Origin of the sequence: Luteococcus sp. H101 (assembly GCF_038433155.1) — a bacterium.
Lineage (GTDB): Bacteria > Actinomycetota > Actinomycetes > Propionibacteriales > Propionibacteriaceae > Luteococcus.
On sequence record NZ_JBCDMW010000019.1, the window covers coordinates 51,578 to 76,916 of the forward strand.

The 25,339-nt window shown below is 67.9% G+C and carries 3 protein-coding genes; all 3 read right to left on the bottom strand.

What is annotated here, in order from left to right; genetic code table 11:
* Positions 1–11: 11 nt before the first annotated feature.
* From AAEX60_RS07115 to AAEX60_RS07125, 3 genes are read right to left on the bottom strand one after another with little or no spacing between them, the layout of a single operon-like run.
* Positions 12–701 (bottom strand): class E sortase, encoded by a 690-nt coding sequence (locus AAEX60_RS07115; protein ID WP_342102232.1) that lies wholly within the window; start codon positions 699–701, stop codon positions 12–14.
* Positions 701–1,165, bottom strand: coding sequence for a hypothetical protein (locus AAEX60_RS07120; RefSeq protein WP_342102233.1), 465 nt, complete (start codon positions 1,163–1,165; stop codon positions 701–703). Before AAEX60_RS07120 ends, AAEX60_RS07115 begins: the two co-directional genes overlap by 1 nt.
* Positions 1,162–25,275 carry a DUF7507 domain-containing protein gene (locus AAEX60_RS07125; protein WP_342102496.1) on the bottom strand — a complete coding sequence of 8,038 codons (24,114 nt, stop codon included), beginning with the start codon at positions 25,273–25,275 and terminating at the stop codon, positions 1,162–1,164. Before AAEX60_RS07125 ends, AAEX60_RS07120 begins: the two co-directional genes overlap by 4 nt.
* Positions 25,276–25,339 lie beyond the last annotated feature (64 nt).

A 25,339-nucleotide genomic window follows, 5' to 3' on the forward strand; every position in this document is an offset into this window, starting at 1 on the left:
CAGGCCCGAGGCTACTTGGGCTCGGTCTTGACCAGGTGCCCGAAGGCCACGGAGCGGTCGGGCGAGTGGAACAGGTCCTGGCAGGTGGTCAGGGTGATCAGGGCCCGATTGGGGGTGGCGCTGGGTTTGCCGGGAACCGGGTCCAGCACCCAGCCGTCGGTGTCCTGCACGGTCAGCTCCGAGGGCGCATTGTCCAACAGGTAGGTGTACGTGGCCTCCCGGGTCTCCACCACCACCTCGGAGCCCTTCCTCAACTCCAGCAGGCGACGGAAGGGCTCGCCGTGGGTCACCCGGTGGCCGGCGATGGCGAAATTGCCCACCTGACCCGGCCGGGCGCTCTTCTCATACCAGCCGACGCCCTTTCCCAACACCTCGGCGTCGGTGCCGGCCAGGATCGGCCACTCGTAGCTGGCCCCCAGATCCGGGATCCACAGCAGCGCCATCCCGTCCCCTCCGGCGACGGGCGCGGCCGTCGGGTTGCCGCTGGCGGCTGGTTTGCCGGCGGCCTGCCACTGCGACCGCAGCGTCTGGGTCTCCTGGCTGGCGGCCTTGCGGGCGGCGACATTGGTGCCGAAGAACTGCCAGCCCGCCCAGCCCAGGATGCCCAGGCCGACGAGCAGCAGCACCAACCCGAGCCAGCGCGACGGCGTCCAGCGACGACGACGGCCGACCCGGGTGGCACCACGGGTGGCGGAAGCCACTACTTGAGGTCTCCCGCGAGCACGCGCAGGACGCAGCGATCGGCCTTGTCCACCACCTTGCCCTTGGCGGTCAGCTCAACCTTCTTGCCCGGCGCCGCGGCCTCCTGCTTCACCAGGCCGGAGCCCAGCGGGGTGCCGGAGTCATTCTTGAGCCAGATCACCATGATCGAGTAGTCCCGCGGCTTCTTGGCCGAATTGGTCAGCTCCAGCTTGGCGGTCTGGTTGCCCTTCTCCAGGCCGCACTCGGTGATCTTGACGTCGGAGACCGCCCCGACGGGGGTCTTGTTGAAGGTGGGCTCCTTGGGCAGCGGCGCGGAGGCGACGGTGGGTGCCGTCGCCGACGGGCTGCTTTCGGCCTCGCCGTCCTTGTTGGAGCAGCCGGCCAGGCCACCGAGGGCGACGGTCGCGCAGGCCAGCACCGCCAGGCCGCGGCGGGCCAGGGGGAGGTTGGGGGAAGTGGTCACGAGTTCTCCTTGTCCTTTCGTGCAATCAGCATGATGCCAGCAATCGTGGACAGCAAGCCCAGAATCAACATCCACGGTGAGACGTCCGAGCCGGTGTTGGCCACCGGCGCCGTGGGCGGCACCGGACGAACCACCGGCGCGGGGGCCGGGGCCGGGCTGGTCTGCTGGACGGTCGGGTTGACCGGGGCCGGGGACGTCGGGTTGCTCGACGTCGGGGCCGGGCCCGGCTGCTGGGTCGACGGCTGCTGGGTCGGCGGGACCACCGGCGGGGTCGGGGTCACGCTGGGGGCCGGGGTCGTGGGCGGCACGACGGGCGGCGTGGGCGTCTGCGACGGGCTCGGCGCGGGGGTCTCGCTCGGGCTCGGCGTCGGCGACGGGGTGTCAACCGGCGTCTCACTCGGCGTCGGCGTGGGAGACGGGGTCTCTGACGGAGTCGGCGTCTCGACCGGCGTCGGGCTCGGCGTCTCAACCGGCGTCGGCGACGGGATGTCGCTCGGCGTCTCAACCGGCGTCGGCGACGGGGTGTCGCTCGGCGTCTCGACGGGCGTCGGCGTGGGCGTCGGAATCACCGACGTCTCCAGGTCCACCGAGCTGTCGTGCGGGTCGACGCCGGGGCCCTTCACGGTGGCGGTGTTGCGCAGTCTGCCACTGGCGGCCTCCGCCTCCGTGATGGTGTGCTCACCGGTGCAGGTCCGCACCGCGCCGATCGGCAGCGGCTGGTCCTGCGCCGGGGTGCAGGTCAGGTTGGGCAGCAACGGGTCGCTGACCACCAGGCCGTTGAGCACGATCTCGCCGGTGTTGGTGACGGTGATGGTGTACTTCACCACCTCGCCAGCCTGGCCCAGACCGTCGCCATTGGTGTCCTGCAGCTCGGCCGACTTCTTGATCTCGACGTCGCGCTTCGGGTCGGTCGGGATGATGGTCGAGCCAGTCGGGTCGTGCGGCCACTGCGGGCCGGTGGCGGTGGCCACATTGGCCACCGAGCCAGCCTGGACATCGGCCAGGGTGATCACGTGTGCACCGGTGCAGACCCGGGATCCGCCCACCGGGATGGGCTGGTCCTGCGCCGGGGTGCAGGTGAGCTGGGGCAGCATCGGGTCGATGACGGTGACCTTGGTCAGCGGCACGTCGCCGGTGTTGGTGACGGTGATGGTGTAGTTGATCGTCTCGCCCAGGCTGCCGACCTTGTCACCATTGGTGTCGTCCAGCACGCCCTGCTTGACCACCTCGGCATCCGGCCGCGGGATCACGGTGACGATCTTCTCGGCATCCGGGATCTTCCCGACGGTGGAGCTGGTGGCGCTGGCGATGTTCTTCACCAGACCGTTCAGCGCATCATCGGCCGTCACCACGTGGGTACCGGTGCAGACCCGCTTGCCACCCACCGCGATCGGCTGGTCCTGCGCCGGAGTGCAGGCCAGGTCGGTCAGCATCGGGTCCGAGACCGTGGCGTCGGTCAACGGCACGTCACCGGTGTTGGTCAACGTGATCGTGTACTTGATCGTGTCCCCGACGTGCGCCACCGTCGCCCCATTGGGCAGCTCGGCGGTCTTGACCAGCGTCGCATTCGGGTTGGGCTTGGTGATGACGGTGTCCTCACCCGTCGGATCCTGGGGCAGGTCCGGGGTGGTGACGGTCACCACATTCTTCACCGATCCGGCCTTGGCCTCCGCCTCGGTGATGACGTGGGTGCCGGTGCAGGTGCGCACCGCGCCCACGGCCAGCGGCTGGTCCAGCGACGGATCGCAGGTCAGCACCAGGCCGGGCATCGGGTCCTTGACCGTCATGTTGCGCAGCGACACATTGCCGGTGTTGGTGATCCGGATGATGTAGGTCACGGCCTCACCGGCCGAGCCCACGCCGTCGCCATTGGTGTCGGCCAGCTGGTGCTCCTTGACCACGGTGGCCTTCGGGTTGGTGCCGGTGGGCACCTCGCCGCTGCCGGGGCCCGGGTCGGGGATGTCGCCACCGGTCAGGGTGGCCACATTCTTCAGCGATCCGGCCCTGGCCTCGTCCTCGGTGATGGTGTGGGATCCGGTGCAGATCCGCACCGCCTTGGCCGGCAGCGGCTCGGACTCGGCCGGGGTGCAGGTCAGCTGCGGCAGCATCGGGTCGTTGACCTTCAGGCCGGTCAGGGTGACATCGCCGGTGTTGGTAACGGTGATGGTGTAGTTGACCACCTCGCCGGGCTGGCCCAGCTTGTCACCATTGGTGTCCTGCAACTCGGCCTTCTTCTTGATGGTCGCGCTCTTGGCCGGGTTGGTGGTGATGATCGCGTCGGCCGGCAGGTCGGGCTGGCCGGGCACGTGCAGCGTGGCCACATTCCGGATGGAACCGGCCAGCGCCTCCGCCTCGGTCACGACGTGGGTGCCGGTGCAGGTGCGCACGGCGCCCGCGGGCAGCGGCTGGTCCTGCGCCGGGGTGCAGGTCAGCGAGTCGCCCAGCATCGGGTCGGTGACCACGGCGTCGACCAGCGGCACGTCGCCCCGGTTGGTCAGGGTCAGCGTGTAGGTCAGCGTCTCGCCCACCTGGCCGATCCCGTCGCCATTGGCGTCGGAGACCGACTTCACCAGGGTGCTGCCGGGCTTCGGCCTGGTCTTGACGACGACGGTCGGCGACGGCACCTTGCCGGTGCGGCTGCTGGTGGCATTGGCGGTGTTGACCACCTGGCCGGCCAGGGCATCCGCCTGGGTGACCACGTGGGTGCCGGTGCAGCTGCGGGTCTCGCCGGGCTTCAGCGCGCCGGTGGTGGCGCAGGTGAGGTCGGTCAGCAGCGGGTCGGCGACGACGAGGTCATCCAGCGCCACGTCGCCATTGTTGGTGACGGTCACGGTGTAGGTGATGGTCTCCCCCACCGAGCCGTAGCCGTCGCCGTCGGTGTCGGCCAGGTTGGGCGACTTGGTCAGCGTCAGGCTGGCATTGGGCCGGGTCGGCACCACCGCGGTCTTCGGCGGGATGCCGGGGATCTGCGGGCTGGTCAGCGTCGCGGTGTTCACCACGGAACCGGCCAGGGCGTCGGCCTGGGTGATCAGGTGGGTGCCGGTGCAGGTGCGCACCGCCCCCTTGGCCAGCGGCTCGCTCATCGCGGGCACGCAGTCCAGCTGCGGCAGCATCGGGTCGTCGATGGTCAGGTTGACCAGCGCCACGTCACCGGTGTTGCGGATGGTGAGGGTGTAGTTGATGGTCTCCCCCACGCTGCCGGTGTGGTCACCGTTGGCGTCCACCAGGCTGGCCTGCTTGTCGAACTCGACGGCCGGCTTGGGCTCGGTGCGCACCACCTCGGGATCCGACGGGTCCGTTGGGACGCCCGGCACCTTGGCGGTGACGATGTTGTTCACCGCGCCGGCCTGGGCATCGGCCTCGGTGATCACGTGGTCACCGGTGCACACCACCTGGCCGAGCACTGGGATGGTCTCGGTCAGTGCCGGGGTGCAGGTCAGCTGCGGCAGCATCGGGTCGTTGATCACCACGTCGCTCAGCGGGACGTCGCCGGTGTTGGTCAGCGTGATGGTGTAGCGGATGTTCTCCCCCACATTGCCCACGCCATTGGCATTGGTGTCGTCCAGCGTGGCCACCTTGTTGATGCTGGCATCCGGCCGGGATTCCACCAGCTCGGTGTGTTGGGTGTCGATCCGCCCGATGGTGGAGCTGGTGGCGCTGGCGATGTTCTTCACCAGACCGTTCAGCGCATCGTCGGCCGTCACCACGTGGGTGCCGGTGCAGACCCGCTTGCCACCCACCGCGATCGGCTGGTCCTGCGCCGGGGCGCACACCAGGTCGGTCAGCATCGGGTCCGAGACCGTGGCGTCGGTCAACGGCACGTCACCGGTATTCGTCAGGGTGATCGTGTACCTGATCGGGTCGCCGACGTGCGCCACCGTCGCCCCATTGGGCAGCTCGGCGGTCTTGGCCAGCGTGGCGTTCGGGTTCTGCTTGGTGATCACCTCGTCGTCGTCCGACGGGTTCTCCGGCAGCCCGGGAGCGGTGACGGTCACCACATTCTTGACCGTGCCAGCCACGGCCTCTGCGGCGGTGATCACGTGGGTGCCGGTGCAGGTGCGCACCGCGCCCACGGCCAGCGGCTGGTCCAGCGTCGGATCGCAGGTCAGCGTCAGGCCTGGCATCGGGTCGGTGACCGTCATCTGGGTCAGGGCCACGTCACCAGTGTTGGTGATCCGGACAATGTAGGTCACCGTCTCGCCCGGGGTACCCACTCCGTCACCATTGGTGTCGGCCAGCTGATGGTCCTTGGTCACGGTGGCCTTCGGGTTGGCCCCGGTCGGCACTGTCGCGCTGTCGGTCAGCGGTGCGGGCAGCTGCGGCCCGGCCAGGGTGGCGGTGTTGTTCACCGCACCGGCCACCACGTCGGCCTCGGTGACCAGGTGCGCACCGGTGCAGGTGCGCACGCCGCCCACCGGCAGCGCCTCGGACTCGGCCGGGGTGCAGGTCAGGGCCGGCAGCATCGGGTCGGTCAGCTGCAGGTTGCGCAGCTCGACGTCGCCGGTGTTGGTCACGGTCAGGGTGTAGGTGATGGTCTCCCCCACGGTGCCCACGCCGTCGCCATTGGTGTCGGCCAGGGCAGGCACCTTGGTGAGCGTGGCGGACGGCTTCGGGGTGACCTTGAGCACGTCGGGATCCGACGGCTTGAGGGGCACCTGCGGGCCGTTGACGGTGGCCACATTCGTGACGTGGCCCGCCTCGGCGTCGGTCGAGGTGATCACGTGGCTGCCGGTGCAGGTGCGCACGGCGCCGGGATCCAGCGGCTGGTCCTGCGCCGGGGTGCAGGCCAGGGCGGGCAGCATCGGGTCATTCACCGTCAGACCGGTCAGTCGGACGTCGCCAGTGTTGGTCACGGTGACGGTGTAGTTCACCGTCTCCCCGACGGTGCCGAAACCGTCGCCATTGGTGTCGGCCAGCACGTGGCTCTTCTTGATGCTGGCGTCGGGATTGCCGCCGGTGGGCACGATGGCGGTGGAGGTCGCCGTCGGGATCTGCGAGCCGGTCAGGGTGGCCGTGTTGACCACCGGCCCGGCCTCGACGTCGGCCTGGGTGACCACGTGCGTGCCGGTGCAGGTGCGCACGTGGCCGACGGGCAGCGGAGCGGTCTGCAGCGGGGTGCAGGTCAGGGTCGGCAGCATCGGGTCGGTGACCGAGAGCCCGGTCAGGGTGACGTCGCCGTCATTGGTGGTGATGATCGTGTAGTTGATCGTCTCCCCCACGGTGCCGACGCCGTCATTGTTGGTGTCGGCCAGGGCGGCGCTCTTCACGAACTGGGCGTGCGCATTGGCCTTGGTCTTGACCTCGGTCTCGTTCGACGTCGAGTCCTGGGGCAGCTGCGGGGACTTCCCGGTGGCGACATTCTTCACGCTGCCGGCCAGCACGTCGGCCTCGGTGATCACGTGGGAACCGGTGCAGGTGCGGAACTCGTCCACGCCGATCGGCTGGTCCTGCGCCGGGGTGCAGGTCAGGTCGGGCAGCATCGGATCACTGACGGTGACATTGGTGAGCACGGCATCGCCGATGTTGCGGGCGATGATCGTGTAGTTGATGGTCTCCCCCACGGTGCCCAGCTGGTCGCCATTGGTGTCCACCAGGCTGTTCGACTTCTCCAGCTTCAGGGCAGGGGTCACCCCGGTGGGCTGGTCATGAGTGGCGGTGACCGGCGCGGCGAGTTGCGGCCCGCTCAGGGTGGCCACATTGTGCACATTGCCGCTGGCGGCCTCGTCCTGGGTGATCACGTGCGCGCCGGTGCAGGTGCGGGTGGCCTTGGGGGCCAGAGGCTCGCTCTGGGCCGGGCTGCAGGTCAGGGCGGGCAGCAGCGGATCCTCCAGCACCGCGCCCTTGAGGGTGACATCTCCGGTGTTGGTGACGACGAGGGTGTAGTTGATGGTCTCCCCGACGGTGCCGGTGCCGTCGCCATTGCTGTCCACCAGGCTGCCGTCCTTGGTCAGGGTGGCGGCCGGGCTGGGCGTGACCGGGGTCACGACGCTGGCCACGGGGGTCGGGATCTCGACGCCCAGCGGGTCGCTGGCCTTGATGTAGGCGCCATTGGTGACGGTGCCCACCTCGGCATCCTGCTGCCAGACCGGGTAGCTGGCGTGGCAGACATTGCTCTCCTGCGGTGCCAGTACGACGGGCAGCGCCTTGTCACAGGTCGGCGTGGACAGCCCCGCCAGCTGGTCGGTCAGGGAGCTGATGGTGGCGCTGACCTGGCCATTGTTGGTCATGGTGAAGGTGTAGGTGAGCACCTCACCGGGCTTGACGACCGGCTTGTCCGCGGTCTTGGTGAAGCTGACGCCGCTGGCCGGCTTGGCGGGGATGTCCACCTTGTCCTTGCCCGTGAGCGGGTTGTTGCCCGGGTCGTTGCCGTTGACCGCCACGGCATTGCTCAGGGTGCCGCGGTCAATGTCGGCCTGGGTGGTGACGTAGTCGGCGGTGCAGACGGCCTGCTGCTGGGGCGCCAGGCTGGCACCCGTCAGCGTCACCGTGGCCCCATTCACCGTCACCGGCACCGTGGCACCGTCGATGGTGCAGGCGTGGTTGGTCAGGCCTGCCAGCGGGTCGGTCAGGCTCAGGTTGCGGGCGGTGACATTGCCGCCATTGGTCAGGGTGAAGGTGTAGCGCACCGGCTGGCCGGCGGCCGTGATGGTCTGCACGGAGCTGGTCTTGGCCACCGTCAGGCCCGGCTTCTGAGTGCCCAGCAGGCGCTTGTCGGCGCGCAGCGGGGTGATCGGCTTGCCGCCCAGGTTGGCGTTCAGAGTGGCGACGTTGTACAGCTCGCCGCGGTCGATGTCGGCCTGGGTAACGGTGTAGGCGGCCGTGCAGACCCGCTTCTCCCCGGGGGCCAGGGTGAGCGGCACGCCGTCCTCGGGCATCGGGTGGGAGACCCCGCCGTCATCCAGACAGGTGATCGGGCCCAGCCCGGTCAGCTCGTCGCTGAGCACCACGTCGGCAGTGCTCTGGTTGCCGACATTGCTGATCTCGAAGGTGTAGTTCACCACCTGTCCGGGGGCCGTGATCTCGGTGGCGTCGGCATTCTTGGTCAGCGACATCGTGGTGTCCGAGGGAACGGTGTAGATGATCTCGTCGTCGGTCACCGGAGCCAGCGCCTGATCCTTCGGATCGAGGCCGTTCATGGTGGCGGTGTTGGTGACCGAGCCCGCATCCAGATCCGCCTGGGTGACGGAGTAGTAGGCGCGGCAGACCAGCTTCTCGCCGGGCGGCAGGGTGGCGGGCATTCGCGGGTAGCAGTCCATCGGCTCCAGGTTGGGCAACGGATCGGTGATCGTCACGCCGTGCAGCGTGACGGTTCCGTTGTTGGTGCCGATGAAGGTGTACAGCACCCGCTCACCCGCGGTGGTGACCAGGGTGTGGTCGGCCGTCTTGGCCAGCCCGAAGGCGGGCTGCTGGGTCACGCCCACCGTGGTGGAGCCCTCCCCGGGCTTCACGGCCGAGCCGGTCGGATCGAGGCCGGCCACGGTGGCGGTGTTGGGAATGGTGCCGCGGTCCAGGTCGATCTGGGCCGGAGTGAAGGTGGCGGTACAGGTCATGGACTCCTGCGGGGCCAGCACCTTCTTCGGGCACTGGATCGGGGTCATGCCCTGACCGGTCTTCGGGTCGGAGACCACGACGTCGTGGATGGTGACGTTGCCGGTGTTCTTGGCGACGAAGGTGTAGGTGATCACATCGGCCAAGGTGGTGACGGTCTGCTTGTCGGCCTGCTTGGTCAGACTCAGAGCGGGCTTGTTCTCGCCGGTGATCTTGGCATCGGCGGTGTCCGTCAGGTCGTCGGCCGGATCGGCCGGGTTGCCGCCGACATTCTCGGCGTGCACCGTCGCGGTGTTCAGCACGCTTCCCGCATCCAGGTCCGCCTGGGTGATGGCACGGGTGGCGGTGCAGGTCTGCTGCTGGCCCGGGTCCAGGGTGGCTCCCGCCGCCGGCGTGCAGGTCAGTGCGGACAGTCCGTCGATCGGGTCGCTGACGGTGACGCCCTGCACCGACGTGTTGCCGGTGTTGGTGGTGGTGAAGGTGTAGGTGACCTCCTGCCCAGCGGTCGAGTAGGTGGCGGGGCTGGCGCTCTTGACCAGGTCAACCTGGGAATTGCGCAGAGCGGGCACCGTCTTGCTGCCCTGGGCCGGCGGGATCGGCTTGTTGGCCGGGTCCAGGCCGGTGGCGGTGGCCACGTTGAGCACCTGGCCACGGTTGATGTCGTCCTGGGTGACGGTGTATTCCACGGTGCAGTTCATGCTGGCACCGGGCGCCAGGGCCACGGGGGCCTTCAGGTCACAGCCGGTGAGCGTGGTGTTCGGATCGTCCACCTGCACGTCGTGCGCGGTGACGGTGCCGGTATTGGTCACCATGATGGTGAACTGCAGCACCTCACCGGCCTTGACCACCTCGGAGCTCTTGGAGTCCTTGACCAGGGTCAACTGGGGAGTGCCCACGGCCGCGATGTGATTGGTGTCACTGATCGGGCCCACCACATTGCCCTGCGGGTCGCGGGCCTGGACGGTGGCGGTGTTGTCCAGGTAGCCCCGGTCCAGATCCGCCTGGGTCACCACATAATCGGCCTTGCAGTGGGCGACGCCACCGGGCTCCAGCCCGTAGGCGTCACAGCTGATCCCGGACAGCCCGGGCAGCTCGTCGACGATCTGCCCGCCGGAGACGCTCAGCTCACCGGTGTTGGTGATGTCGAAGAAGTAGTCCACCTTCTGGCCAACCGCGCTGACCTGGGTCACCGATGCGTGCTTGTCCAAGGCGATCGAGGCGGTGTGCTTGCTCTCCGTGCGGGCAGAGGCCACCTCCGTGGGGAAGGCATGGCCATCCACCTCCTTGGCATTGAGCGTGGCAGTGTTGTTCACCAGGCCACGGTCGACGTCGGACTGCTTGATCGTGTAAGTGGCCTTGCAGGTGGCCCCCATGCCGGGCTTCATGGCCACGTTGTAGTTCTGCGGGACGTCGATGTTGGTGCCGTCCACGGTGCAGGTGATGGCGGACAGGTCGGCCATGGTGTCCACGGCATTGATGTAGTAGGCATCAATGTTGCCCACATTCTGCACGTGGAGGGTGTAGTTGAGGGTGTCCCCGACGCCCCAGTTGGCGGGCGCCTGGACGGACTTGGTGAACTCCAACTTGGGGTTGTAGACGGCCGGGACGTTGACCGACCCTTCCTCGGACTGGACATTGCCCTTGGGGTCGGTTCCGGTAACGGTCGCGACGTTGGTGATGCCGGTCTGCATCAGGTCGGTGTGGGTGGCGGTGTAGCTGCCCGTGCAGGTCATGGTCTGCTGCGGCGCCAGGGTGGAACCCAGGGCCGGGGTGCAGGTCAGCGGCCCGTCCAGCGGCAGGGAGTCGGCCACCTGGACGTTGGTATAGGACACATTGCCGGTGTTCTTCGCGGTGATGGTGAAGGGCACCTTCTCCCCCGCCTGGCGGATCAGCGTCGTGGTGGTGGTCTTGGCCACCTGCAGGCCGGGCCGGTTCTCGGTGATGACCGTGGTGCTGGCCTGGTTCGAGGTGATCGCGGCACCCGTCGGGGTGGTGGCGGTGGCCTGGGCATTGTTGATGATGCTGCCCTTGTCCATGTCGGCCTGGGTGGTGGTGTAGCCGGCCTGGCAGGTGATGCCCTCGCCCGGCGCCAGATCGGCCGGGAGGGTGGCCACGGACCCGTCGGCCCGGGTGCAGTTCAGCGCACCCAGGTTCGGCAGCTGGTCGGTGATGGTGGCGCCCTTGGCGGTGACATTGCCGTCATTGCGCAGGCTCAGGGTGTAGACCACCGGCTCGCCGGCGGCGGAGACTGTGGTGTGGTCGGCGGTCTTGGCCAGGGTCAGCTTGGGAGCGGCCGCCGCGGTCACGGTGGCCGGGGCGTTCAGCTCCCGGTAGTCGTAGGCGTCGGCGGTGGCCTCGTAGCCGTCCAGCAGCGCGGTGTTCTGGATGCTGCCTCGGTCCAGGTCGGCCTGGGTCACGGTGTAGCTGGCGGTACAGGTGAAGGTCTGCCCGGGCCGCAAGTAACTGGCGGACTCGAAGTCACAGTTCAGCGCCGAGAGGCCGGGCAGGCTGTCGTCGGTGATGTCTGCGCCGTAGAGGGTCTTGGTGCCGGTGTTCTTGCCCACCATGGTGTAGGTGACCTGCTGGCCCACCTGGGTGACCGTGGTGACCGACGGGGTCTTGGTGAAGCCCAGCGTCAGGGTGCCCTGCTCGGTGGGGATCTGCGCCACCTCGGAGGTGGCCTCGACCGGGTTGCCGTTCGGGTCGGTACCGCTGACGGCGGCACGGTTTTCCAGCACGCCGAAGTCGATGGCGTCCTGGTCGGTGATCCGAACGGCCTTGCAGGTCATCGTCTGCTGCGGCGCGAGGCTGGACCCCTGGGCGGGCAGGCAACTCAACGTCGCCCCTGGGTAGAGGAAGTCGTCCTCGGTCACCGTGACATCGGTGATGGTGGTGGTACCGGTGTTGGTGACCACGATCTTGAACTCGCCGGGGTCGCCCAGCTTCAGCGGCCCGGGGCTGACGGCGGTCTTGGTGATGGCCAGAGCATGGGTCTGGGTCACCGGCACCTCGTCGGAATCCTTGCCGGGGGTCACCGGGTCTCCGCCCAGGGTGTCGACGCCGGTGACGGTGGCGGTGTTGAGGATCCGACCCCCGTCGATGTCGGCCTGGGTGGCGGTGTACTTGCCGGTGCAGGTGGTGCTGGCCCCCACCGTCAGGCGGGTTGCCTGGCAGGTGATCGGGCTGGCGCCCAGCAGCGGGTCAGCGACGGCGATCTGGTCCACCGCCACATTGCCGGTGTTGGTGACAGTGAAGGTGTAGGTCACCGGGTCCCCGGCCTTGGTCACGGAGGCCACGTCATGGGTCTTGTCCAGACCCAGCGACGGCTTGTGCACCGGGATCACGGTGGCGGTGCTCTGGGAGGTCACCGGCCCGCCCTTGGGGCCGGGGCTCGTGCCGGTGGCCGTGGCCGTGTTGAGGATGGTGTCCTGGTTCATCTCTGGCTCGGTCACCTGGCGGCTGGCGGTGCAGTGCATCTCGCCGGCCGGGGCCAGGCTGCCGCCCAGCGGCAGGTCGCAGTCGAAGGGTGACAGCCCGGGCAGCGGATCGGTGAGCTGGATGTTGTTCAGGCTGGTGGTGCCGGTGTTGGTGATGGTGAAGGTGTAGGAGACGGTGTCGCCGGCGGCCGCGACGCGGGTCGGGGTGGCGCTCTTGACGAGCTTGATCCCGGCGCCCTGAATGGCCTCGACGACCACCTCATTCGACGGCTCGGCGGGCAGGGCTCCGCTGGGGCCGGCGGCGTTGACGACGGCGGTGTTGACCACGCTGCCGGCGTCGATGTCGGCCTGGGTGGTGGTGTGGGTGGCGGTGCAGATCTTCTGACCGCCGGGCTCGACACCCGCGGTGCTGGAGCCGGCGACCTCGGCGCCCTTCGCGTCCAGCACGGTGCAGTTGTAGCTGCCGGCGTCCACCTTCGGGTCGTCGATCACGACATTGTTCAGCGTGACATTGCCGGTGTTCTTCATGGTCAGCGTGTAGGTGATCACGTCGCCCACGGCATTCACGGTGGTCCGGTCGGCGCTCTTGGCCAGGGTCATGCCCGGCGTCTGCGTGGCGGTCACCACCGCGTCGTCGGAGTCGTTGACGGAGATCCCACCGTCGGCGTCGACCGCGGTGACGGTGGCGACGTTGGTGATCTTGCCCAAGTCCACACCGGTCTGCAGGGCGGTACGGGTGGCGGTGCAGGTGATCTTCTCACCCACCTCCAGCTCGGCGGTGGGCAGGTCCCGGTCGCAGGTGAAGGTGCCCATTCGCGGCAGCGGGTCGGTCAGGGTGATGCCCTTCAGCATCACATTGCCGGTGTTGGTGATCACGAAGGTGTAGGTGAACTCCTGGTCCGGCCCCGTGAAGGTCTCCGGGCTGACCGTCTTGTCGAGTGTGATGGCCGGTTCGTGCTTCACGGTCACCTGGGCGTCGGCGCTGCCGGTGGCCTGCTTGTTGTTCACGTCGTGTGCGGTCACGTCGACGTGGTTCGCGACGCCGATGGGCGGCGTGGCGGCCGCATTGGCCTGGTCGATGTCGTCCTGGGTGACCACATAGCTCGCCTGGCAGGTCAGTTCCTTGCCCGGGGCCAGGGTGTAGGGCGCGCTGGCGCCGGGGCAGGTGATGGCGGAGATTCCCTGCTTGGTGTCGGTCAGCACCACGTCGTACAGGGTGGCGTTACCGGTGTTGCGCACCACGAAGTCCCAGGTGATGGTCTGCCCGGCCGCGTTGACGGTGCTGGGCGTGCCGGTCTTGGTGACGGTGAGCGCCGGATCCAGCTGGGCGGTGGAGGTGGCTGGGTCCGAGGGGTCCTCGACGGTGGTGCCGTTGGGGTCCTTGCCGGAGGCGGTGGCCACATTGCTGATGCTGCCCGCATCCAGATCCGCCTGGGTGACGGTGTGCTTCACGGTGCAGTTCATCACTGCGCCCGACGCCAGGCTGGAGCCCAGCGCAGGATCACAGGTGGTGCCCTCGACGGGGATGGATTCGGCCAGCTGCACATTGCTGACGGTGGTGTTGCCGGTGTTGGTCACCCCGATGGTGTAGGTCAGCACGTCGCCGACGGCCGCATAGGTCTGCCGGTCCACGGTCTTGGTGGTGGTCAGCTGGCCGCGCTGCGTCGCGCGCACGGTGGCCTGGGCGGTGACCGGCTTGTCCAACTCCGCCGCGGTGACCGAGGCGGTATTGGTCACCTGGCCGGCGTCGAGGTCGGCCTGGGTGGCCAACCGGGTGGCGGTGCAGGTCTTGATCTCACCGGGCGTCAGCGAGATCGGGCCGGAACCGGGGCGGGTGGTGCCATCGGTCGCGGTGATGGTGCAGTGCAACGGCAGGCTGAGCCCGGGCAGCTTGTCCTCGATGAAGACCTGGCTGAGGGTGGTGTTGCCGGTGTTGGTGGCAACCATGGTGTAGGTCACCTGCTGGCCCACCGCATCGACGGTGGTCGGGTCGGCCGCCTTGGCCAGGGTGATGGCCGGGTTCTTGACGGCGGTGGCCTCGGTTCGGCCCTGGGCCTTCACCGGGGTCCCCGCTGTGTCGGTGGCGGTGGCGGTGGCGGTGTTGGGCACTCGGCCGTCGTCGATGTCGTTCTGGACGACGGTATAGGTGCCGTGACAGGTGGCAACCCCCTTGGGGGCCAGCTCATAGACGTCGCAGGTGATGTCCTTCAGCAGCGGGTCGGTCAGCTGTCCCGCGATCACCTTGACATTGCCGGTATTGGTGACGGTGATGGTGTAGTTCAGGGTGTCGCCGGCCTTGGAGTAGGTGGCGTCATTGGTGGCCGGGTTCACCACGGTCTTGTTGACCTCAATCTGCGGGGCCAGGTTGAGCTGCACGCTGGTGCTGTCGGTGTCGGTGACCGGCGTGCCGGCCACGTCGTTGGCCGTCACGGTCGCGGTGTTCTCCAACCCCTTGCCGTCGGCTGGGCGGGCGCCGTCGATGTCGGCCTGGGTGAGGGTGTAGCTGGCGGTGCACTGCGTGGTGGCACCGGCGGCCAGCGTGGTCTGCGGGCAGGTCACCGGCAGGGCAGCACCGCCGCCCAGGTTGGTGAACTGGTCGGTGATCGCGGGGCCCTGGAGAGCGACATTGCCGGTGTTGGTGACGTCGAAGGTGTAGTTGATCACCGTGCCGGCCGTGTCGGCCGACTTCGGGTTGGCATTCTTCACGAGGTTGATGGCCGGGGCGAGCTTGGCCGTGGAGACGGCCTCATTGCTCGGCTGGCTCAGCTCACCCTTGCTGGTGGTGCCGGTGGCGGTGGCCACGTTGGTGATCTTCTGGGCGTCCAGATCCGCCTGGCTGACCGTCTTGCTGATGGTGCAGCTCATGCTCTGGCCGCTGGCCAGGGTCGAGCCGATCGCGGGCGAGCAGTTCAGCGCACCCATCCCTTCGGTGAGGGATTCGGCCAGCTGCACATTGGCCACGCTCAGGTTGCCGGTGTTCTTGACCGTGATGGAGTAGTTCAGCGCCTGGCCGACAGTGGCGTACTCGGCCTGGTCGACGGTCTTGGTGACCTCCAGCGCGGCCGTCTGGGTGGCAGTGACCGTAACCGTGTCGGTGCCTGACGGGCCGGGCTTGCCGTCGGCCGTCACCGTGTTCACCGTGGCGGTGTTGTTGATGGTGCCGGCGTCCAGGTCGGCTTGGGTGACTACCAGCTGCGCGGTGCAGACGCGGGACTCCCCCGGTGCGACATTGCTGGCGGGCGGGCAGCTGACCGCGGTCAGCCGGCTGTTGCCGGCGGCGTCGCTCAGGCCGTCGGTCAGCTTCCAGCCATAGAGGGTGACATTGCCGGTATTGGTCCCGGTGAAGGTGTAGGTGACCACCTCGCCGACCGTGGTGATCTCGGTCTTGTCGGCCGCCTTGTCGAAGGTGATCGCCGGCTTGGCCGTGGCGGTCACCGTGGCGGTGGCCTGCGCCATGGCCTGCTCGCCGTCCAGGTCCTGCCCGGTGATCACGGCGCGGTTGGTGATCTGGCCGCCGTCCAGCTGGCCCTGGCTCACGGTCAGGGTGGCGGTACAGGTCATCTCCTCATTGGGCTGCAGCACGGTCTTCGGGCAGCTGGGCGTGCTCAGGCCGGGCATGGCGTCGGTCAGCGCCAGGCTGTTCAACGCCACGTTGCCGGTGTTGGTCACCTGGAAGGTGTAGTCCACCAGGTCACCCGCGGTGTCCACGGCACCGTCGCGCACCGTGGCGGTCTTGGTCAGGGTCATCGACGGGGCGTGGTTGGCCAGCACCTGGGCGGAGGCCTCGGAGCTGAGGTTCTTGGTGACGCCGCCGTTGACGGTGGCGCCGGTGGCGCTGGCGGTATTGGGGAAGCCCTTGTTGTCGATGTCCGTCTGGGTGGCCGTGTAGCTGGCCGTGCAGGTCAACTGGCTGGGCCGGGTGGCATCCGGGGAACCGGCCAAGGTGGTGGCCGGGCAGCTGATGGTGCCGCCGGAGTTGGTGATCAGCGGGTCGCTCACCGTCAGGCCGTTGATCTGGCCGGTGCCCAGGTTGGTGACGATGAAGCTGTAGGTGACCACGTCACCAGCCTTGCTCACCGTGCGCGGGTCGGCGATCTTCTCCAGCATCATGCCGTCCTGGCCGAAGTAGACGACGGTCAGCACTGCCGCGGCGCTGGCGTCGTGAGTGACGCCCTGGTTGTCGGTGCCGTGCCCGACGGCCTCATTGGTGATGGACCCGGCGTCGATGTCGGCCTGGGTGACGGTGTAGGCACCGGAACAGGTCATGGTCTGCTTCGGCTGCAGGGTGGAGCCCATCGCCGGCGAGCACTGGAAGCTCGCGGCGGCCAGCTTCTTGTCGCTGATGGCGACATTGTTCAGCTCCACATTGCCGGAGTTGGTGGCCTGGATGGTGTAGTTGATCACCTGGCCGACGCGGGAGTAGCGCTGCGCATCGGCGGTCTTGACCATGTCGAAGTCGGGCTTGGGGTGCAGGTAGACCGTGGTCGGGCCGGCGGGCTGGTCGGCGGCCGGGCTGGAGTTCAGCGTGGGCAGCTTCGTGCCATCGGGGGTGATGGCGTTCACATAGGCCTGGTTGGGCCAGTCGATGCCGGACGTGGCGTCATTCGGGTCCGGCACCTCGAAGTCCTGCTGGGTGAAGGTCTTGGCGCCGTGGCAGACCTTCTGTTGGCCGGGAAGCAGGTCGATCGCGCCGGGGGCATCGGTGGCGCGGCTGCCGTCGGCATTGAGCACGTAGCAGTCGAAGAGCATGTTGGTGGACGGGTTGGCCACCTTCGGATCGGACATGAAGACGTTCTTCAAGGTGACGTTGCCGGTGTTGGTGACCACCAGGGTGTAGGTCACCGTGTCACCAATGATGTTGACCTGGTCATGGTCGGCGGTCTTGACAAAGGTCCAGGACGGCTTCGGGTCGGTGGTCACGGTGGCCTGCCCCTGCGCGGGCGGCACCGTGGCGCCGCTGGCGGTGGTGCCGGTTGCGGTGGCGACGTTGGTGAAGCTGGGCTGGTCAATCTGGGCCTGCGTCACATTCCAACTGTGGGTGCAGGTGGTGGACGCCCCCGGCGCCAGGGACGTGACCGAGCAGTCAACCTCGGTGGGCGTGAACATCGGGTCGTTGACCACCAGGTCATTGATGGTCACATTGCCGGTATTGGTCACCAGGAAGGTGTAGGTCACCGGGTCACCAGCCTTGGCCACCTGGGTGGGCGAGGCGGTCTTGGCCAGGGTCAGGGTGGGGGTCTGGTTCGTGCGCAGCACCGCCGTTGCGGTGTTGGTGACCGCCGTTCCGGCCGGGTCGGTGCCGGTCACCGAGGCGGTATTGGTCACCTGACCGGAGTTGATCTGGTCCTGGGTGAGGGTCATGGTGGCCGTGCACGTGGTGTCCTTGCCCGGAGCCAGGGTGGTCACGGGGCAAGTCACCGCGGACAGGCCGGCCAGCGGGTCGGTGACGGTGATGTTGTCAAGCGTCACATTGCCGGTATTGGTCACCACCAGGTTGAAGGTGGCCACGTCGCCGGCCTTCGCGACGGGGTTCGGCGTGGCCGACTTCGCCAGCGCGATGGCCGGCTTCAGCTGGGCGTCCACGGTCCTGGTGTCGGTGGCGCTGAGCGGCTTGCCCGCGCCGGTGGCGGTGCCGGTGGCCACGTTGACGATCTTCTGCGCATCCAGATCCGCCTGGGTGGCGGCGTAGGTGCCAGTACAGGTCATCGACGTCCGGGGCTGCAGGGTGGAGCCCAGGCCGGGGGTGCAGGACAGGTTGGCCGTCGGGATCTTCGGGTCATTGATCTGGGCATTGGTGAGCTCCACATTGCCCGTATTGGTGAGCACGAAGGTGTAGCCGATCTGCTGGCCCACGCGGGAGACCGTCGGCGAATCAGACGTCTTCCGGAAGGTCATGGCGGGCTGGGCGTTCGCCGTCACGACGGCACTGTCCGTCAGCTCGGGCATCGCGCTGCCGTCCGGTGCCTTGCCGTTGACCTGGGCGACGTTGGTGATGGACCCGGCATTCAGGTCCGCCTGGGTGACGGCGACGGTGGCCAGGCACTCCTTGTACTCCCCCGGTGCCAGCGCGACCGCGCCGGACCCGGGGCGCAGCAGCGTTCCCGAACTGTTGTAGATGTTGCAATTGAGCGCGCCCACCCGGTTGCGGAGCTCCGCATCGGTGATCAGCACGCCGCCGACGGTGACATTGCCGGTGTTGGTGACCCGCAGGGTGTAGGTGACCTCGTCGCCCACCTGGCTGTAGGTCAGCGGGCTGGCGGTCTTGCTGAAGGTCCCGGTGGCCGTCTGGCTGGCGGGCACGGTCACCGTGGCGGTGGCCGGCGGGACGGTGGCCTTGCTCTCGGTGGTGCCGGTGGCGGTGGCGCTGTTGGTGACCCCGCCATTGTCCAGGTCGGCCTGGACGGTGGTGTAGTTCGCGGTGCAGTTGGTGCTCGCACCGGGCGCCAGGGTGGTCACGGGGCAGCTGGGCGCGGAGATCCCGCGGAGCGCGTCGGTGACGGTCAGGTCATTGATGGTGACATTGCCGGTGTTGGTGACCCGGAAGGTGTAGGTGATCGGCTGGCCCACGGCGTCGATGCCGGTACGGCTGGCGGTCTTCACCATGGCCAGCTTCGGGGCCTGGGTGACGGTCACGGTGGCATTGGCGGAGCCGCTGACCTGCTTGCCCGTCGGGTCGACGCCGCTGGCGGTGGCCAGGTTCGGGATGCTCCCGCGGTTCACGTCCGCCTGCGTGGCGGTGTAGCTGGCGGTACAGGTGGTCTTGGCATTGGGGGCCAGGGTGGTGGCGTCGCAGGTGATGGCGCTCATCCCCGGCAGGTCCGTGTCAGCGACGCTGACCTGCTTGAGGGTGGAGTTGCCGGTATTGGTGGCGACGAAGGTGTAGGTGATCTTGTCTCCGGCGGCGGCGATGCTGGCCGGGTTGGGGGTCTTGCTCAGGGTGAGCTTGGAGTCCAGCGCCCCGGTGATGGTGACCGCGCCGGTGCGGGTGATGGTGCTGCCATCGGGGGCCTGACCGGTGAGCGTCGCCGTGTTGACGATCTTGCCCGCGTCCAGGTCTGCCTGGGTGGTGACGTAGGTCGCCGAACAGCTCATGGTGCCCCGGGGCGCCAGGGTGGAGCCCAGCGCCGGGGAACAGGTCAGGGCGGTCAGACCGGGCAGCGGATCCTTGATCTGCACATTGGTGATGTCCACATTGCCGCTGTTCGCTGCGGAGAAGGTGTAGGTGATGGTGCGTCCGGTGGCCGAGTATGTGGTCTGGTTGGCCGTCTTGGCAAAGCCCAGGTCGGGCCGCTGCTCGGTCGCGATCACCAGGGAGTCGGTGGCCGTGACGTCATCGGCGGCATTGGTGGTGCTGCCGCCGGGCTTCTCCGACGTGACCGTGGCGTTGTTGGTGATGCTGCCGGCATTCATGTCCGCCTGGGTGGCCGAATAGGTCGCGGTGCAGGTGACGCTGGCCCCGACAGCCAGGCTGTTGACACCATTGCAGTTGATGTTGCTCAGCCCCTGGTGCGGGTCGGTGACCTTCAGCGAGCCGAGGTTCACATTGCCGGTGTTGGTCACCAGATAGGAGTACTGGATCCCCTGACCGACGGCGGTGGCCAGCGTGGTGGTGGAGGTCTTGTCCAATGTGATGGCCGGCAGCTGGGTGGCAGTGACCGTGGCCTTCGCGGTGGCCGGCGTGATCGCGGACCCGTTGGGTGCCGCGCCGGTGACCGTCGCGGTGTTGATCGCCTGTCCGGCATTCAGGTCGGACTGGGTGGTGGCCCGGGTGGCGGTGCAGGTCATGGTTGCCTTGGGCGCCAGGGTACTGCCCTGGGCCGGGGTGCAGTTGACCTGGGCGGCAGCAATCAGGTTGTCGGCGACGCGGACATTGGTGGCATCCACATTGCCGGAGTTGGTGACCACGATGGTGAAGTTCACCTGGTCACCGACGGCCTTCACCGTGGTGGGATTGGCGGTCTTGGTGATCCCCAGGCCGGGGGTCTGGTTGAGGGTCACGGTGGCCGTGGAGGCATTGGAGGTGACCGCAGCACCCTTGGGATCCTTGGCGGTGGCGGTCGCGGTGTTGTCGATCGTGCCGGAGGCCAGGTTCAGGTCGGCCTGGGTGGTGGCCCGGGTGGCGGTGCAGGTGGTGCTCGCCTTTGGCGCCAGGGTGGTCACCGGGCAGTTGATGGCGGACAGCCCGGCCAGACCGTCGGTGATGGCCAGCGAGTTGGCGGTGACATTGCCCGTGTTGGTGACCTGGAAGGAGTAGGTGACCACCTGGCCGACGGTGCCGACGCGGGTGGGTGCGGCGCTCTTGGTCAGGGTGAGGGCCGGGGCGCTGGTGACGGTCACCACGGCCGGGGCGGTCCTGGTCAGCGTCGCGTTGGTGGGGGTGACCGCGGTGCCGGTGGCGGTGTTCAGGATGGAGCCGGCGTCCACGTCGGCCTGGGTGCTGGTGTAGCTGCCGGTGCACGTCATCGTGGCACCGGGGGCAAGCTTGGATCCCAGGGCGGGAGTGCAGTTGGTGAAGGAGCCGAGCTTCGGGTCACTGATCTGGGCATTGCTCAGGGTCACCGTGCCCGAGTTGGTCAACACGATGCTGTACCCGATGGCGGTACCGGCGCCGGTGATGGTGGCCGGGTTGGGCGTCTTGGTCAGGGTGAAGGCCGGCCTCTGGGTGGCGGTGGCGGTGAAGTTGTCGCTCCCGGTGTAGCTGGTGCCATTGGCGGTACCGGTGGCGGTGGCGGTGTTGACCAGCTTGCCGGCGTCCAGATCGGCCTGGCTGATGGTCCGGGTGGCCTTGCAGGTGATCACACCGCCCGGCTGCAGGGTGGCCGGGATGGTGGGCGTGCAGCTGAGGCGGGCGGCGGAGAACATCGAGTCGGTGACGTTGACCTGGGTCATGGTCACGTTGCCGGAGTTGGTGGCCGTGATGGTGTAGTCGATGGTGCCGTTCACCGCGTCGTAGGTGGCGGTGGAACCGGTCTTGTTGACCGTCAGCGACGGGTTCTGAAGCGTAGTGACCACCTCGGAGGCGGCCCTGCTGAGGTCGGCGCCGGTGGGCGGGGTGAGGGTCGCCGTCGCGGTGTTGTTGATGGTGCCGGCGTTGATGTCGGTCTGGGTGGCCGGGTAGCTGCCGGTGCAGGTGGTGCTGCTGCCCGGTGCCAGCGTGCCGCCGAGGGCGGTGGGCGTGCAGGTGACGGTCCCCAGCATCGGGTCAGCCAGCCGCAGGTTGGTGAGCACCACATTGCCGTTGTTGTTCACCACGATGCTGTAGCTGATCCGGTCCCCAGCCTTGATGACCTGCTTGGGAGTGGCGGTCTTGGTGATGCTGAAGGCAGGGTTCTGGGTGGCGGTCACCTTGGCCGTCGAATTGTCCGTGACTGCGGCCCCGGCCGGAGTGGTGCCGGTGGCGGTGGCGGTGTTGTTCACCACCCCCGCATTCAGGTCGGCCTGGGTGGTGGCGCGGGTGGCCGTGCAGGTGGTGGTGGCACCGGGGGCCAGCGACCCGCCCAGCGCAGTGGGCGCGCAGGTGACCGCGGAAAGACCGGCCAGCTTGTCGCTCAGCGCCAGTCTGTTGAGGGTGACGTTGGCGGTGTTCTTCACCAGGAAGGTGTAGGTGACCTGCTGCCCGACGGTGTCCACGGTGCTGGGGTTGGCGGTCTTGGTGAGCTGGATGCCGCCGGTGGGGGCGGCGGTGACGGTGGCCGTTCCCGGGCCCGAGACATCGTTCCCGTGGGAGTCGGTGGCGGTCGCGGTGGCGGTGTTGACGATCCTGCCGGCATCGACGTCGGCCTGGGTGGCGGTGTACGTGGCGGAACAGGTCATCTTGGCGCCGGGTACCAGGCTGCTGCCCGCAGCCGGGCTGCAGGCTCCCATCACGAGCCCGGGCAGCGGGTCGGTGACCCGGACATTGTTCAGGGTGCTGGCGCCGCTGTTGGTGGCGGTGAAGTTGTACGTGATCGACTGTCCGGCGGCGGTGATGCTCTGCCGGCTGGCCGTCTTCACCAGGTCAAGGCCCGAGGACGGCTTGGGCGTGACCACGAACTGGGCCGTTCCGGTGAGCGGTTCACCGCTGGGCGGATTGGCCTTGCTGGTGACGGTGTTCAGGATGGCGCCACCATCGAGGTCGGCCTGGTTGACGGTCAGGGTTCCCGTACAGGTCAACGTTTGACCGGGCTGCAGGAGCGCCGGAGAACTGGGGCTGCAGGCCTGGTTGGCCAGCCGAGTCATCGAATCGGTCATCTGCACGCCACTGAGCACCACGTTGCCGGTGTTGGTGGTGGTGACGGTGTACTTCACGACCTCACCGACGGTCGAGAATTCGGTCTTGTCGGCCGTCTTGGTCACCGCCATGGTCCTGCGCTGGGTGGCGGTCACCGTGGCACTGGCGGTGTCGTTCACCGTGGTACCGCTGGGTGCGGTGCCCTTGACGGTGGCGGTGTTCACCACGGTGCCAGCATTGAGATCGGCCTGGGTGGTGCTGCGGGTGGCGGTGCAGGTGAGGACCGCCTTTGGGGCCAGGGTAGTGGGGAGTGCCACCGGGCCGGCGGCATTGCGGCAGGTCAGGGCGGACAAGCCGGCCAACGGGTCGCTGAGGGTCACCCCGCTCAGGCTGGCATTGCCGGTGTTGGTGGCGGTGAAGGTGTAGGTGACCTGCTGTCCGACCGTATCGACGGTGGGCCGACTGGCGGTCTTGGTCAGCTGGATTGCGGGCTGGGCCACCGGGGTGAGGGTGACCGAGGCGGTGCCGGTGGTGGTGCTGTTGTCGGGCGCGGTACCGGTGGCGGTGGCGGTGTTCTTCAGGGTGCCAGCATCAACGTCGGCCTGGGTGACGGTGTAGGTCTCAGCGACGGTGCAGTTGGACACCTCGCCCGGCTGCAGGACGTCCGGGACGCAGGTGATGGCCCGGCCGGTGAGCAGCGGGTCGGCCACCACCACCTTGGTCAGCGGCAGCGAGCCGGTGTTGGCGACGGTGAAGGTGTAGGTCACAGTGTCGCCGGCGTCCAGCAGGCTGTTGCCGTTCACGTCGGTGGTGGTCGCCTTCTTCACCAGCTGGAGGGCCTTGTTGCCGACGTCCACCTGGGCGGTGTCGGTGACCTTGATGCCGGACGGCGGGGTGCCCGTCGCCGTGACGGTATTGGTCAGGGCGCTGGCGGCGGCCGCGGTGAAGGGGGTGACGGTGCAGGTGAGCGTCTTCGAAGCCCCGGGTGCCAGTGGGCCGACATTGGCCTGGTTGCAGCTGGGGAACTTCGGGTCATCCAACGCGACGGTGTTGAGGGTGGCGGTGCCGGTGTTCTTCACGACGAAGGTGAAGGTGGCCTGCTCGCCCACTGCGACGGTGGCCTTGTCCACCGTCTTGGTGACGTCAATCTCACTGACGTAGACCGTTCCCTTCGCGGTGGCGGTCATCGGCACTGTGAGCTTGGCGTTCTCGGTGGCCTTGGCGGTACCGGTGGCGTTGATGGTGTTGGTGGTGGTGCCGGTCACCGTCGCGCTGCACTCGTATTCGAGGGTCTGCCCCTTCTCCAGCAACGGCACGGTCTTGTTGCACGCCGGCGTCGACGGGTCGCTCAGGGTGATGTCGTAGATGTCCGCGCCACCGGTATTGGTTAGCTTGATCACCCAGGTGGCGTCGGTGCCCTTCTTCACGTCCGGGGTCTTGGGGGCCTTCGTCAGGGTCCAGTTGGCCACCTGGACCTGGGCCACGTCGGACTTGTCCAGCAAGACCGCACCATCCACGGTCTGCCCCTTGACACTGGCCGTGTTGGTGAAGGTGGACGAGGTGGCGGGGCCGTCACAGGTGTACTGAACGGAGGCACCCTCCGGGAGCTGGCCGTTCGTGTACCCGGCCGCGCTCAGGATGGTGGCCATCTGTGCCGTCGTCCGATTGCACCCCGGCGCCAAGGGATCCTCGACGCTGAGGTTCTTCAAGGGGGCCGAGCCAGAGTTGTAAACGGTCATGCGGAAGGAGGGCAGCGCGCCGGGCGCGATCGCCTGGTTCTCCTCGCCATTGCCAGCGGTCTTGACAATCGCGATGTCCGCCATCGGTACCGCGACGCTGAGGTGCTGCAGCAGGTAGGAGTCGTTGGTCGTACCCAGGTTGATGGTCAGCGTGGAGTCACCGGTCTTCACATTCGGCAGGGCGGCCGTCCTGGCGTCCACGTTGGCATTGTGGAAGACGGTTCCCCTGAAAGGGGCATAGGGAACCGCCCCATCGGCCCGGCTGATGAAGTAATTCTCGCCCAGCGAGACGCTCGTTGAGGTGGTGTCGGTGTAGCGGACGTAGTCGCCCGAGAGGGCCGCATCCCCCTCATAGCCAACCACCCCCAGCTTGGCACCGGTTCCTTGCGGCTCCAGACCAGTCAGTGAGACCGCCGTGGCAGGATCTTTGACGAACTTTCGCTCATAACCATCGAATTGGTAGATCTTGCGCCGCACTGAGGAAACCGGCTGACTGGGATCGTAGGCACCGTAGTCATAGACCAGTTCCATGGCCCAACCCACGTGGCAGTTGTAGCCAGCCGCCCCCCAGACATTGCCGACCGTCATGGTGGTGGGGGTACCGGTGCCCACCACCCCATCGAACTGGGAGAGCAGATCGGCATTGGCCGAATAGAAGTAGGAGGTACCCGTCGGAATGCTCGCGTTGTTCAGATCACTGGTGTAGTTCGTGGGTAGGTAGTTCACCGCCTTGCCGTTCACGGTGACCGAGACCTGCTGGGTTTGGGCCGTCCCCGTCGTCGGCACGGTTGCCGTACTGGTGGTGGTCGATGAACAGCGCGTGCCCGTCATCCCGGCGACCTTGCCCAGGTCACCCGACCAGTAGAGCTTCGCGCCCACCACTGTCGCGCCCTTGGGGACGGTGAACGTGGCCTGACTGGAGTTGAAGGTGGCGGCATTGGCGTCCACGTCGATGAACTTCATCGCGTAGGCCTCGTTCTCGGGAGCTGTGGTGACGCCGCCGAAGAGGTAGTCGGGGCCATAGCCGCTCAAGCTGTTGGTCGTCGCGGTCAGCAGGCCATTGCCCACCAGAACCATGTCTCCATGCACGTCGTAGGTCTTGGTGTTGGCCATGGCCGCGATGGTCAACGCCTCGGCGCCGACGCTGCCCTGCAACCCGAGCGAGAAGGCAAGCACGAGGGCCAAGGCCCCCGCCGTCACACGATGCCATTGAACGTGGCGCACCGCTGTTCTCCCATGC